General features: G+C 37.2%; 10 protein-coding genes. 5 read left to right on the plus strand and 5 right to left on the minus strand.

The features are described 5' to 3' along the window. Positions 1-13: 13 nt before the first annotated feature. From NBH14_RS17815 to NBH14_RS28835, 3 genes are all read right to left on the minus strand, one after another. Positions 14-946, minus strand: a complete 933-nt coding sequence (locus tag NBH14_RS17815) for a helix-turn-helix transcriptional regulator (RefSeq protein WP_004315355.1) — start codon at positions 944-946, stop codon at positions 14-16. Next, positions 943-1,569, minus strand: coding sequence for a Type 1 glutamine amidotransferase-like domain-containing protein (locus tag NBH14_RS17820; protein WP_004315354.1), 627 nt, complete (start codon positions 1,567-1,569; stop codon positions 943-945). The genes NBH14_RS17815 and NBH14_RS17820 overlap by 4 nt, the downstream gene beginning before the upstream one ends. A gap of 125 nt (positions 1,570-1,694) precedes the next feature. Then, positions 1,695-1,889 (minus strand): DUF6597 domain-containing transcriptional factor, encoded by a 195-nt coding sequence (locus NBH14_RS28835; RefSeq protein ID WP_049129949.1) that lies wholly within the window; start codon positions 1,887-1,889, stop codon positions 1,695-1,697. Between the two features lie 564 nt (positions 1,890-2,453). On the opposite strand from NBH14_RS28835, the gene NBH14_RS17825 reads away from it, so the two are divergent. Continuing rightward, positions 2,454-3,557 (plus strand): PDDEXK nuclease domain-containing protein, encoded by a 1,104-nt coding sequence (locus tag NBH14_RS17825; protein WP_186960579.1) that lies wholly within the window; start codon positions 2,454-2,456, stop codon positions 3,555-3,557. Between the two features lie 71 nt (positions 3,558-3,628). Here NBH14_RS17825 and NBH14_RS17830 read toward each other — a convergent pair whose 3' ends face one another. Continuing rightward, positions 3,629-4,798 (minus strand): acyltransferase, encoded by a 1,170-nt coding sequence (locus tag NBH14_RS17830; protein WP_186960578.1) that lies wholly within the window; start codon positions 4,796-4,798, stop codon positions 3,629-3,631. Positions 4,799-4,955: 157 nt separating this feature from the next. Between NBH14_RS17830 and NBH14_RS17835 the strand changes: the two genes are divergently transcribed. Then, positions 4,956-5,393, plus strand: coding sequence for a DUF695 domain-containing protein (locus tag NBH14_RS17835; protein ID WP_186960577.1), 438 nt, complete (start codon positions 4,956-4,958; stop codon positions 5,391-5,393). Between the two features lie 3 nt (positions 5,394-5,396). Here NBH14_RS17835 and NBH14_RS17840 read toward each other — a convergent pair whose 3' ends face one another. Next, positions 5,397-6,707, minus strand: coding sequence for a DUF4934 domain-containing protein (locus NBH14_RS17840; protein WP_186960576.1), 1,311 nt, complete (start codon positions 6,705-6,707; stop codon positions 5,397-5,399). 416 nt (positions 6,708-7,123) lie between these two features. Between NBH14_RS17840 and NBH14_RS17845 the strand changes: the two genes are divergently transcribed. The 3 genes from NBH14_RS17845 to NBH14_RS17855 are packed head-to-tail and all read left to right on the plus strand — an operon-like array spanning position 7,124 to position 12,902. Next, positions 7,124-8,899, plus strand: a complete 1,776-nt coding sequence (locus tag NBH14_RS17845; protein WP_186960575.1) for an L-fucose isomerase — start codon at positions 7,124-7,126, stop codon at positions 8,897-8,899. 6 nt (positions 8,900-8,905) lie between these two features. Continuing rightward, positions 8,906-9,817 carry a dihydrodipicolinate synthase family protein gene (locus tag NBH14_RS17850; protein WP_186960574.1) on the plus strand — a complete coding sequence of 304 codons (912 nt, stop codon included), beginning with the start codon at positions 8,906-8,908 and terminating at the stop codon, positions 9,815-9,817. Between the two features lie 22 nt (positions 9,818-9,839). Continuing rightward, positions 9,840-12,902 carry a SusC/RagA family TonB-linked outer membrane protein gene (locus tag NBH14_RS17855; protein ID WP_186960573.1) on the plus strand — a complete coding sequence of 1,021 codons (3,063 nt, stop codon included), beginning with the start codon at positions 9,840-9,842 and terminating at the stop codon, positions 12,900-12,902. Positions 12,903-12,906: the final 4 nt, after the last annotated feature.

The raw sequence follows: 12,906 nt of genomic DNA on the forward strand, positions 1-12,906 counted from the left end.
TATTTGGCAGCAATCAAATAGAAATGTTATTGATAATATTTTTAACTTCATATTTTAAAGAATCTGGTCTTATTATAGTTGCACTATCTGCAAAAGACAGATACCAATGTGCAAACTTACTGATTGAAAATGTTAGAAAATGAAGTTCAAACATATCCCCTATCTCTTTCTCAGATGTTAATCCGTAATAATATTTATCATCATTCATTATGGAGGTTTTATTCTTTTCTATTCTTATAACGATTTCATGTAATTTTTCTTTATCGTAAAACTCGCGTATGAATTTTTCCAAAGGAGGATGCTCCCGTGATTGTAATTCATTAAGAATGTGCATTTTTTGAATTCTATCTATCCGAAATGTAAGATAGATTTCTTTGGGAAGATAAAAGCCTATTAGATACCAGTTAGTTCTCGAAAAGAAAATTCCAACAGCTTCAATCTTTCGTTCTGAAACACTTAACGCATTACTTCCCAAATAAGATATTTCAATAATTCTTTTTTGGTATATACTTTGTAAAATAAGTAAAAGAATATCAGGTTTATAGGTCGATGATTTATAAGTATCCAATACAGACATGCACTTTTCCATTGTTTCTAACATATTTTTGTCTGCAAAACGCATGACAGACCTAATCTTTTCTATTCCAGACTTATAATGTTCGTTGCTATTTGAATCAGTTAGTTCATGTACTAATTTCTCTGCAATCAAAAAGGACAAAGCCTCTTTTTGAGTAAACATTAGAGGAGATAATTTGAATCCTTCTGCAAGTGAATAACCAATACCGGGATTTCCTATGATAGGAATGCCTGCCTCTTCCAATGTTCTTATATCTCGATATACAGTGCGAATGCTTATATTAAAACGTTCTGAAATTTGCTGTGCTTTCACTAACGAGTGCGATTGTAACTGAATCAATATAGCAGAAATACGGTCTATTCTATTCATTTTGCATCTTTAATTTGAATATTTGAATCTTCAATAATAACAGCTTGTTTATTACTTATAGGAATAAGCTGCAACTTCTCATTATATAGTTGAACTATCTTTTCACCTTTTTTCTTGAATGGAAAATTTCCATAATGGGGAATCGTATAAAAATCGACCAAATCTAAAGAAGTACAGTCTTTCAATTCAGGAGCCTTTTCTATTGGATCAAAATTCACACTTCTCATATATTCTGCATCGGGAGAGGCTATTATTGCTCCGGCAGATTCCCCAATATACAGTTTACCCAATTTCACTTGTTTAGATATAATTTTATCAACACCTTTTCTTTTTAACTCTTGCAAAAGGAAAAATGTATTTCCACCTGTTATGTAGATATAATCGCATTTATGTAATATAGAAGATATTTCCTCTTTGGGCAGTTGGGTAATCTCGACTTCTTCAACAATCATTCCTGCTTCTTCTAAAGCCTTTTTCCCCTTTTTTACATAGAATCGTATTGGTTCTGTAAGGCTTGCAGTTGGTATAAAAGCTATAATTTTCCCTTGCAAATCTTCTTTGGCACAATCGACAAATAGATTAGCAACATCAGCAAATGATGAGCATAAAAATAATCTTTTCATATTCTATAATATTAAGTTGAATACTTTTTGATACAAAGATAGCGTCTTCTATGACAGCCCTATGTCAGTAAGTCTAAATATTGAAGAGTTTTTTTCATCAAAACAATCCATTATTGAAATTTACCCTATTTGTAATGTGGCTGCGTTCCCTTATGAAAAGAAGAAATAATTTTGTTCCCTTTATGAAAAACAAGTGCTACACAACCTGCCGGGATAGAACGTTGAAAGCCTTGCTTTACATCATCTATCCTTAAAAGCCAATATTGCTTTATATAAGGAGCGAGCAATTTGGTAGGTTGTATTACTTGAATTTTCTCCATTCTGTTTTAATTATCAAACAAAAGTAAGATTTCTTAGATAGATATTAGGTGTAAAAAAGGGACATTCTAATTAAAACATCCAAATATCTGTTACCTAAATCATTCAAAGTTCTCTGCATTGGAAGATATGTCATAGATAAGTTGAAAAAGTTATTATAAACACAAGTTTAGTTTGTGTTTTTGTCTATATATCCAAAACGGACTAAACTAATTTCTATTGACAGCAAATTATATATGCTGGCGAAAAGAAAAACAGTATTCTTCTTTTCGCCAGTTTTGCTTTTATGGTTAGAGAGCTTTTGTTACCTTTGCACATGAAGCCCACCGCAAAGCGATTTCTTCGTTTTTTTTGTTACTATTTTGTTACCCACTATTAGTAATAGGTGGGCTTTTACTTTGATAATCAGAGCTATATTATGCTGTATGTATAATGTGTGGCAGAATATATTTAATAGCTGGCAGCTGTGGAAGAAACGGAAAAAAGAGTTGAATGAAAACAAATGATGTGTTATTGTCGTAGAAATAGTATTATTGTGTATTTTTGTCAATAATAACAAAATGCAAATGGATATAAATCAGAATTATAGAGAAGCTGTACAAGTTATAAAAGAAGCTATACTCCGTAGTCAGTATCGTGCAGTTGCATCAGTGAACAAGGAGCAACTGTCTCTTTATTATGGTATCGGACGTTATGTGTCGGTAAATTCCCGTAAAGACTTTTGGGGGAAAGGAGCTATAGAACAGATTTCTTCCATATTGCAGAAAGAACTGCCGGGACTAAGGGGATTTTCAGCAACAAGCATAAGAAATATGCGTATTTTTTATGAGGAATGGGATAAAGTGTTAAATCATCCGCCAACGGCTGATGATTTGGTGTTGAATGAAAAATTGCTTCTTATAGAAATTCATCAGCCAACGGCTGATGAATTTAATTGGGGTGACTTCCTTTCAATAGGCTTTAGTCATCATACCGAAATTATATCCAAAGCTAAGACTTTGGAAGCAAGGCTGTTTTATATACATGAGTGCGCCACTCACTATTGGAGTAAATATGCTTTAAGGGATTACTTAAAGGCAGATCTTTATAATCATCGTGGAACTTTACCTAACAATTTTGCACAAACTTTGCCCGATACCAAGCAGAGGCTAAAAGCTGTTTGTTCATTTAAAGATGAATATTTGCTTGATTTCATCAACGTAGAGGAATTAGATGAACGAGAAGAGGATTTAGACGAAAAAATAGTAGAAAAGGCGATTGTTGCCAACGTGAAGAAGTTTATAATGACCCTCGGACAAGATTTTAGCTTTATAGGCAATCAATATCGCATGGAGGTTGCAGGAGAAGAAATGTTCATTGATTTGCTCTTTTTCAACCGGGAACTTAATTCGTTGGTTGCGATCGAACTGAAATCCGGTAAATTCCGTACATCCTATTTGGGGCAACTAAATACTTATTTATCTGCCTTAGATACATATATCAGAAAGCCGCATGAAAATCCTTCTATCGGAATAATCCTTTGCAGAGAAATGAATCAAACTTTTGTGGAATTTGCAGTTCGTGATTATAACAAGCCGATGGGAGTTGCTACTTACCGTGCGTCCAAAGATATGCCGGAGCGACTTCGCAACGCTTTGCCGGATATAGAAGAGCTGAAAAAGCTATTGTAGATTTTCCCATTTTTCGGGTTAAAGTGGAATGTGCCCCAAAAGTTAGAAATAAAACTTATGGGGCCTTTTTGTTACCCCATAATAATATGTGCCTTTTTAGGAGCGATCTTGTATACCAGAGCTGTGAATGCCCAACTGCAAAGGAAGATAAGCACAGCCATAAGAGGTACCTGCAAAGGAATCGGTAATGAAGACGGCCCGATCAACAGGAAAAATGGCCCTACCAGAAAATAGTGTACCATATAAATCCCGAATCCGCATTTTGTCATATTAGCCAAAGCCTTGATGACTATCGGGTTATTGATTACCGCTTTCTGTAATAGTAAAAACATAGATAAAGTCAGCAGTAAGACATTCGGACTACAGAATGTAAAATATAACTCCATCTCCGTTTCCGTTGCATTCGGATTTTCGGCAGTAGTGCTGAATCCGGTATATGTTATATAGTAGCCGGCAATAAACATAACGGCGCAGATCAGGAGTGTTTTCGGAAGACTCCAGTTGTTCCCTTCTTTCACATAATGGCCCAGCAGAAGAAAACCGATGAACCCTGCGAAGTAATAAAACATGCCGAATTCATTCCAGGTATCTGTACCGAACAAATATCCGTCTCTGTCGAAAAGCCAGTTGGATACATACTCTCTCAGGTAGGGAATGAATAAAGAGATGACCCAGATAAGCAGAAATGCTTGTTGTGTCTTCCGGTTGTTTTTCCCGATCCAGCCGGAGAAGAAAGGCATGTAAAGATAAAGTCCAATCAACAGGTAAATATACCACATATGATTTTCCTTATGGCTAAAGTTGAAAGGAATCATGGCGACATCCTTTAATGAATCCATCAGGTTTTGTGATTCATGGCCCTGTGTATAGCAGAAGAAATCACCGATGATCTCTTTAGGTAAGCCAAGTACTCCCGTAAACCAGGGGAACATACTGTATAGTACCGACCAGATGAGAAATGGGAATAATACGCGAAATATCCTTTTCTTATAGAAGGTTCCTAGTGGTTGCTCTTTTACCGGTAACAATAATAATCCGGTCATCATAACGAATAAAGGTACGGAAGGCCGGAAAAGCGAGCCGTAAACAGCGGCCCAGTGTGTGTACTCCGGGATCGCCCTCATGGTTGGTGAAATGTAAAAAGGGTCGATGCAGTGTACACCGATCACCATTAACATGGCTACACAACGAATAACGTCAAGCCAGACAAGCCGATTATCGGCAGCAGGATTTTTGATCATGTGATGTTCTTTTTTTATGTGCAACAAAAGTAGGATTAAAAGGTTTATGCCCTATCTGAATTTAAGTCATTTTATTGTAATAATCAGTCAGACCAGTATGAAATACTTTATCTATCTTTGTAATCGTATAAAATATGAATAACAAAGAATAAAATATATGAGATTAAGTAATGAATGGTTCACAGCCTTGTCGGAAGATGAAGACGGGCATTTGGTAACAGTAAGCGGACGCGATGAACTGACGGAATTTATCCAGTCCGGTAAATTCAAGGAGCGTGTTGAAATAACCTGGAAATATGAAGGGGATGAGAAAGGAATGCCCATAGACGCACTTGCCGAACAGATGGAGAGCGTACAGGAAACTTTACGCAAAGCCATGGAAAAAGATAAACTCTCCATCCTTACCGCTGTTTATACCGGGGCAGGAGAGAAGATATGGGTTTTCTACACCCGTACAGTCCGCGTTTTCGGCGAACGTCTGAACGAGGCACTCGCTCCGTTCGACCTGTTACCTATTTCTATTTATACGGAAGTCGATCCCGAATGGGAAGAGTATCTGGATATGTATGAGATGAAGCAGTGGGCTCTCGATTAAGGCCTACTTCAGTGTCACGATCATCACTATCGGATTATCATCTTCTTTTAAAGTTTGTAAAATCTGTACAAGTTGGTCACGTTTCTTAGGAAGTAAGACATCGGAATTTTTTAGATTGTCTGTATCTATTTGTTCTAATAGGTCAGCAGCCTCATATAAAGCGATCCATTGGTTATTAGTCTGACTACGGGGATAAAAGGGTAAGCCTCCACAAAGGTCGTTGGTAAATTGAGGATTGGAAACTTTACGATGTCTTACATTCATAAATTTACTTTCTTTTATTTCCCCCTTATTTTCAATAGCTTGGATCGAACTGCTTTTTCTGTCGACTTGCAGCAGGTAAGATGAACGGTCTTTTTCCGCAACCAGATAAAGGAAATCTTTAGTTTCTAAAACATCTACTACAAATATGTATTTAAAATAGTCCCAGGGTTTATTCAACTGATGCATATCCTGAAAGCTGGGGCGCTCGCCGCAACGCAGGATGTACCGGGGAGACAATGCGTTTTCTTTCTCACTGTAACGGTAAATCGTATCATTTGAGTCGAACAGGCAATTCACATGATTATAATAACGATTCAGGACAGGGCTGTTAGCTCCCCACATATAACCGACTTGTTCCGGTTCAAAGCCTTTTCCTCCCGAATTATATTTGTTTAGTTCATTTTGGTACATAACACAGCTTGGTTCACTGTATTTAGCAAAATAATGCCCGGTCGTGTCTGTCATGGCTAACTGCCAGATATCTTTGGTACCGTCAAATACAGGAAGCATTCTCCGTAAAATATGTCTGTTGTTGAAATAAAGATAAGTTCGGGTATCACGTCCCGGATTTGCCTCGGCACTCATAGATGCACCGGGAAAGGCTACTTTTACTGATTTTACAAAATCTCCGGTGAAGTCGTATGTTTTTATTTCCGGTGAAGTGAACAGATGAATATATTGCTTGCTTTCATCCAGGCCGACTCCTTCGCAATAATAAAAATCAGTAGGTCCTGTCCCCAATTTGCCTATGGTATTTATAAATTTTCCATCAGTTCTGCTAAAACGGCTGACACGATTCATTTCATTAAATATCAGGCTTTCATTTCCGGTAGCCATATTGAAAATGTATCCGATTACGCTTTCGTTATTGGTTTCCAACGGAATAATCTCGATATCTGCTGCAACATCACTTAACTTCAGTTCTTCGACTTTATTTTTCAAACCATTTTCTACCTGTATTTCAACAAGTAGTTTTTCATTATTGAGCGTTTCTGTCTTATGCTGGCAAGAAAGGCAGATTATGGAAAAGATGAAAATGTATTTTCTCATGATACATTATTATTTAAAGGGTACACAGATTTAATTCTTGGCAAGTTATGAATAAATTCCCAATAGTTAACAGGTGATTTACGAAAACATCGTAATAATTTATGGAATTTAGTAAAGGTGGATCTGTTTATGAAATATGGATTTTGAGGAGAATGAAAGGAGCTGTCCGTAAAGGTAGTTCTTTACGTCTTTCTATGTAGTTGTAGAATTTTATCAAAAAAGTAAGAAATCTGTTCTATAACATGTAATGAAGTTATTAATTAATCGTTTAACTTAAATATATTTGCAAACAAAACATACGGGGATATATTTTTTACCTATTAAAGTTAATCGTTTAATTAAATAGAATTTTGATAAGAAAGAAATAGTGTGCCTTGTGGAGTTAATCGTTTAATTAATTACTGGTTTATAAAATCATGAAAAACTGCTATCCTAAAATTGGTATTCGTCCTATAATTGATGGGCGGCGTCGTGGTATTCGCGAATCCTTAGAAAAGATGACAATGGGATTAGCTATCCGGGTTGCAAAATTGTATAGTGAAACACTATATTATCCGGATGGCTCTCCTATAGAATGTGTTATAGCCGATACTTGTATTGGTGGTGTAAAAGAAGCTGCGGACTGTGCCGAAAAATTTGAGAGAGAAGGGGTTGGACTTTCTTTGTCTGTTACTCCTTGTTGGTGTTACGGCTCAGAAACGATTGATATGAATCCTTCAATACCAAAGGCGATTTGGGGATTCAATGCAACAGAACGTCCGGGAGCTGTGTATCTGGCGGCTGCTTTAGCGGCTCATAATCAAAAGGGATTGCCCGCTTTTGGTATTTATGGTAAAGATGTTCAGGATGTAACGGATACTGAAATTCCGTCTGATGTAAAAGATAAGTTATTGCGTTTTGCTAAAGCGGGCCTGGCTGTTGCCATGATGCGAGGTAAATCTTATTTGGCTATTGGTTCTGTTTCTATGGGGATTGCCGGATCTATTGTTAATCCGGATTTTTTGCAGGAATACTTAGGTATGCGTACAGAATATGTGGATTGCTCGGAACTACTTCGGCGTATTCAACTGAATATTTATGATGATGATGAATATAAAAAAGCGTTAGAGTGGACAAAGAAGAACTGCATGATCCGGGAAGGAGAGGATTATAATCCGGAATCTATCCGTAAAACACGTGAACAGAAAGATGCAGACTGGGAGTTTGTTGTTAAAATGACGATCATTATGCGTGATCTGATGTTTGGTAATTCCAAACTTTGGGATATGGGATATGAAGAAGAAGCAATGGGGCATAATGCGATTGTTGGTGGATTTCAGGGGCAACGACAATGGACGGACTTTTTACCAAATGGTGATTTTTCCGAAGCTATTCTGAATTCTTCATTCGATTGGAATGGAAAACGTGCCCCGATACCATTTGCTACAGAAGATGATCATCTCAATGGTATATCTATGTTATTCGGTTATTTATTGACAAATCGTGCGCAGATATTTTCTGATGTCAGAACATATTGGAGTCCTGAAGCTATAGAACGTGTTAGTGGATGGAAGCCGGACGGACTTTTGTCGGATGGAGCTATCCATTTAATAAACTCGGGTTCAACGACGTTAGATGGAACAGGACAACAAACTGATGAGAATGGTTTACCTGTTATGAAACCCTATTGGGAAATTACAGATGAAGAAGTGGATAAAATGTTACAAGCTACGACCTGGTATCCGGCTTCTTTGGAATATTTTCGTGGAAATGGATATTCTTCTAATTTTCTCACTCGTTCAGGAATGCCCGTTACCATGTGTCGTCTGAATTTAGTAAAAGGGGTAGGTCCTGTATTGCAAATTGCAGAAGGCTGGACTGCTACGTTTCCGGATCATGTATTTGATATAATCAATAAGCGGACGGATAAAACCTGGCCGTCGACATTCTTTGTCCCTAGAGTGACAGGAAAAGGACATTTTAAAAATGTATATTCTGTGATGAATTATTGGGGGGCTAACCATGGTGCTATTAGTTACGGACATATAGGGGCTGACCTGATTTCTTTGGCTTCTATGTTATCAATTCCTGTTTGTATGCATAATGTGGAGGAGGAAAATATTTTCCGTCCTTCAGCCTGGAATGCGTTTGGCTCTGATCCGGAGGGTGCTGATTACCGTGCATGTAAGAATTTTGGACCTTTATATAAATAATCATCTATGTTTACTAAACCATTACGAGGTATTATACCTCCAGTTATTACTCCCATGATAGATAATGATACGTTAGATGTCATTGGATTGGAAAATCTTTTGAATCGTATGATCAAAGGAGGTGTTTCCGGTGTTTTTATTTTGGGTACCAGCGGAGAAGCCCAGAATATCAGTTATAATGTCAGAAAAGAACTGATAAAGGAAACGTGTCGGATTGTAGAGAAACGTATTCCGGTATTGGTCGGAATTACGGATACGAGTTTTTCCGAATCTTTATTACTAGCTGCGAATGCGGCCTTGTATGGCGCCGATGCTTTGGTTGCTGCTCCCCCTTACTATTTTGCTCCTGGTCAGGCAGAATTGATCCAGTATTATAACGATCTGGCGAATCAATTGCCTTTGCCTTTATTCCTTTACAATATGCCCTCTCATGTGAAAGTTATGATTGAGCCGGAGACTGTTTTGGCTTTGTCTGAGAATCCCAATATTATCGGGTTGAAGGATAGTTCGGCCAATGGCGTTTATTTTCAGAAACTAATCTATTTACTTAGAAATAAGCCTGAGTTTACTTTATTATGTGGTCCGGAAGAGATGACTGCGGAGGTTATTTTGATGGGCGGTCATGGAGGAGTGAACGGAGGAGCCAATCTTTTTCCAGAGTTGTATGTTGCCCTTTATGATGCAGCAGCGAGTAAAGATTTTGAAAAATTGGCGGAGCTGCAATCACAAGTTTTACGGGTTAGTCTTTCTCTCTATAATATTGGAAAATATGCATCCAGTTATATCAAAGGCGTAAAGACAGCTTTGAATCTACTGGGCGTTTGCAGTGATTATATGGCGGAGCCGTTTCACAAATTCAAAGATGCTGAACGTGCGGTTGTAAAGAAAAAATTAATAGAGTTAGGTTTGGACATTTAGTATTTATTAAATCTATAAGTTTATGAAAAACAAGCAATTTGTTTACAGATTGAGAAAAGGATGCTTTTATTTTCTTTTCTTATCAATGGGCGGGTATCCGCTAAGTATGTTAGCTAGTCCCTCGTATGTGGTTGAACAGCAGGTGGGGAAAACCGTAACCGGAAGTGTTACAGATAATATGGGACCTTTGGCTGGGGTTAGTATTGTAGTAAAAGGTACGACAAATGGAACTGTAACGGATGTTGATGGTAATTATTCAATAGAAGTTCCTACAGGTTCGGTATTACAGTTCTCATATATCGGTTACAACATGAAAGAAATCGTTGTTGGTAACCAGACACATATTGATGTCAAAATGTCTGAGGATAACCAATTGCTGGATGAAGTAGTCGTTATTGGTTACGGTACACAGAAAAAAGTGAATCTGACTGGTGCCGTAAGTAGTGTAAAAGGTGAGGTACTTAATGAACGAACTTTTAATAATTCGACTACTGCACTTCAGGGGATGGCTCCGGGGCTAACTATTATAGATAAGGGAGGAGAACCGGGAAATGAAAGTTCCAGCATCAATATTCGCGGAATAGGAACTTTGGGAAAATCAAATCCTTTGATTCTGGTAGACAATGTACCTGTTTCCAGTATGAACGATGTACTGCCGCAAGATATAGAATCAGTATCTATATTAAAGGATGCTGCATCGGCATCAATTTATGGTTCACGTGCAGCTAACGGCGTTATTTTGGTAACGACCAAACGTGGTTCGGATAAAAAACTGACAATTAATTATAATTTTAATTATTCTGTTCAGAAACCAACACGTTTCCCTAAAAGTGTCGATGCGGCTACATATATGGATATAATTAATGAAGCGTATACAAATATGGGAAACTCTCCCCGCTTTAATGATGAATATATCCAAAAAACATTATCCGGGGAAGATCCATTTAAATACCCATGGACAAACTGGATTGATTTCATTTTCCAGGATGCACCTCAACAGCAACATGCGTTGAGTATAACTGGAGGAAGTGAAAAAAATAAATTCCGGTTGTCTTTGAATTATCTGAATCAGGATGGGGTTATAGATAATGTGAATAATAAGCGTTATTCTATTCGTTTGAATAATGACTATAAATTGCATGATAAATTAACAGTCTCTGCTGATTTAAGTTTTATCCGGAAAGATAATACAAAACCGTACAAGGCGAACGATGTATATTGGATGTATTATAGTGATTTGATGTGGACAACAACCCCTTATTATCCGGATGGATCATATACATACGCTTCTTCAAAAGGAAATCCGGCTGCTAATATTTATGAATCGGGTTATTGCGATACCAAAAAGAATAATTTTATGGCAAGTCTTTCTGCTGATTGGGAAATTATAGAAGCATTGCATTTAAAAGGACGTTTTAGTGCTTATATCGACAATGCGGAAGGTAAAAATTATGCCAATGAACATGTATTTAAAGATTATTATACCGGCTCACAAATAGGTAAATGGGAAAACTCGTTGGAAGAAGTGAGAAACGGACATACTAATATCGATAAAAATATAACATTGGATTATAAACGGAAATTCGGTATTCACGAATTGAGCGGATTGATTGGTTATCAGGAAACTGTAGATAATTCGAATGAGATTAAAGCATCTCGTAAATATTTTGCATATAACGACTTGCAGGAATTGGACTTGGGTGATTTAACGACACGGACCAATAATGGAAAATCTTCTAAATGGGTTTTGAAATCTTTATTTGGACGTGTGAACTATAATATCAATGACCGTTATCTGTTAGAAGCAAATTTCCGTTATGACGGTTCTTCGCGTTTTGCTGATGGACATAGATGGGGATTCTTTCCTTCATTTTCTGCCGGTTGGCGAATTTCAGAAGAGTCGTTTATGAAAAATATAAAAGCGATTGATAATCTGAAATTACGTGGCTCATGGGGACAGTTGGGTAATCAGGATATTGACTTATATCAATATTATCAAACAGTGGGTGTCACACAACCTTATACGTTTGGAGGACAGTTGGTAAATGGTGCGGCAATGACTTCATTGGCAAACCAATATATAACTTGGGAAACTTCTACTGTAACGAATGTAGGTGTGGATTTGGATATGCTGAATGGTCTGTTTAGTTTTTCAGGTGAATACTTCTATAAGAAGACAGATGACATTCTTTTAAAAGTAGATATTCCTTATTTGATCGGCTTGGATGCTCCCACACAGAATGTAGGTTCGGTAGAAAATAAGGGATGGGAGATTGCCGTTTCACATCGTAATAAAATAGGAAATGTGAACTATGCTGTTTCTGCGAATTTGTCTGATGTAAGGAATAAAATAGTGAGTTTAGGAGGCATTCAACCTCAGATAGTAAATGAAAAATATATTCGAGGAGAGGGATATGCTATGAATACACTTTGGGGATACGAATATATGGGATTAATGACGCAGGAAGATTTTGATAACGGCTATCCGGTAGTCAATACAGCAGCAAAAGTCGGATCTCCCAAATTCAGAGACAGAAACAAGGATGGTATACTGAATGATAAAGATAAGGTTGACTTAGGGGGAACCATACCTCGGTATACTTATGGTTTGAATTTGAATGTCGAATATAAAGGATTTTATATTGATGCGTTCTTTCAGGGTGTACTGAAGAATAAATCTATTTGTTCCGGTGGTGTAACAGACGGACCTTTTTGGGGTGGTTTTATCTGGGAAGAATGGGCAGATCGTTATCATCCCGAAAATAATCCAAATGGTAAATATCCGCTTGTTATGTGGCAAAAGTCAGGTCCGAGTAATGCTCCTTCTGATTTTTGGGTACGTAATTCATCTTATCTCCGTTTGAAAAATTTACAGATAGGTTATAATATACCTACTCAGATAATTAAAAAGATAGGAGCCAGCCAATGTCGTGTTTATCTGTCGGGAACAAATCTGTTTACTTTGACTGATTGTGTGTATGATCCGGAAATAGGTTCTGCAGACCCGGATAATTCAAGTATAAGCAGAGGTAATTATTACCCTCAAATAAAAACATTGTCTGCAGGAATTGATATAACCTTTTAATGCA

The organism is Parabacteroides caecihominis (assembly GCF_023656785.1).
Taxonomy (GTDB): Bacteria; Bacteroidota; Bacteroidia; order Bacteroidales; family Tannerellaceae; genus Parabacteroides; species Parabacteroides segnis.

What these genes read in the sequence shown, in the direction of transcription:
- NBH14_RS17815 (WP_004315355.1), bottom strand. Translation starts at nt 946, where the DNA reads ATGAATAGAATAGACCGTATTTCTGCTATATTGATTCAGTTACAATCG.
- NBH14_RS17820 (WP_004315354.1), bottom strand. Translation starts at nt 1,569, where the DNA reads ATGAAAAGATTATTTTTATGCTCATCATTTGCTGATGTTGCTAATCTA.
- NBH14_RS28835 (WP_049129949.1), bottom strand. Translation starts at nt 1,889, where the DNA reads ATGGAGAAAATTCAAGTAATACAACCTACCAAATTGCTCGCTCCTTAT.
- NBH14_RS17825 (WP_186960579.1), top strand. Translation starts at nt 2,454, where the DNA reads ATGGATATAAATCAGAATTATAGAGAAGCTGTACAAGTTATAAAAGAA.
- NBH14_RS17830 (WP_186960578.1), bottom strand. Translation starts at nt 4,798, where the DNA reads ATGATCAAAAATCCTGCTGCCGATAATCGGCTTGTCTGGCTTGACGTT.
- NBH14_RS17835 (WP_186960577.1), top strand. Translation starts at nt 4,956, where the DNA reads ATGAGATTAAGTAATGAATGGTTCACAGCCTTGTCGGAAGATGAAGAC.
- NBH14_RS17840 (WP_186960576.1), bottom strand. Translation starts at nt 6,707, where the DNA reads ATGAGAAAATACATTTTCATCTTTTCCATAATCTGCCTTTCTTGCCAG.
- NBH14_RS17845 (WP_186960575.1), top strand. Translation starts at nt 7,124, where the DNA reads ATGAAAAACTGCTATCCTAAAATTGGTATTCGTCCTATAATTGATGGG.
- NBH14_RS17850 (WP_186960574.1), top strand. Translation starts at nt 8,906, where the DNA reads ATGTTTACTAAACCATTACGAGGTATTATACCTCCAGTTATTACTCCC.
- NBH14_RS17855 (WP_186960573.1), top strand. Translation starts at nt 9,840, where the DNA reads ATGAAAAACAAGCAATTTGTTTACAGATTGAGAAAAGGATGCTTTTAT.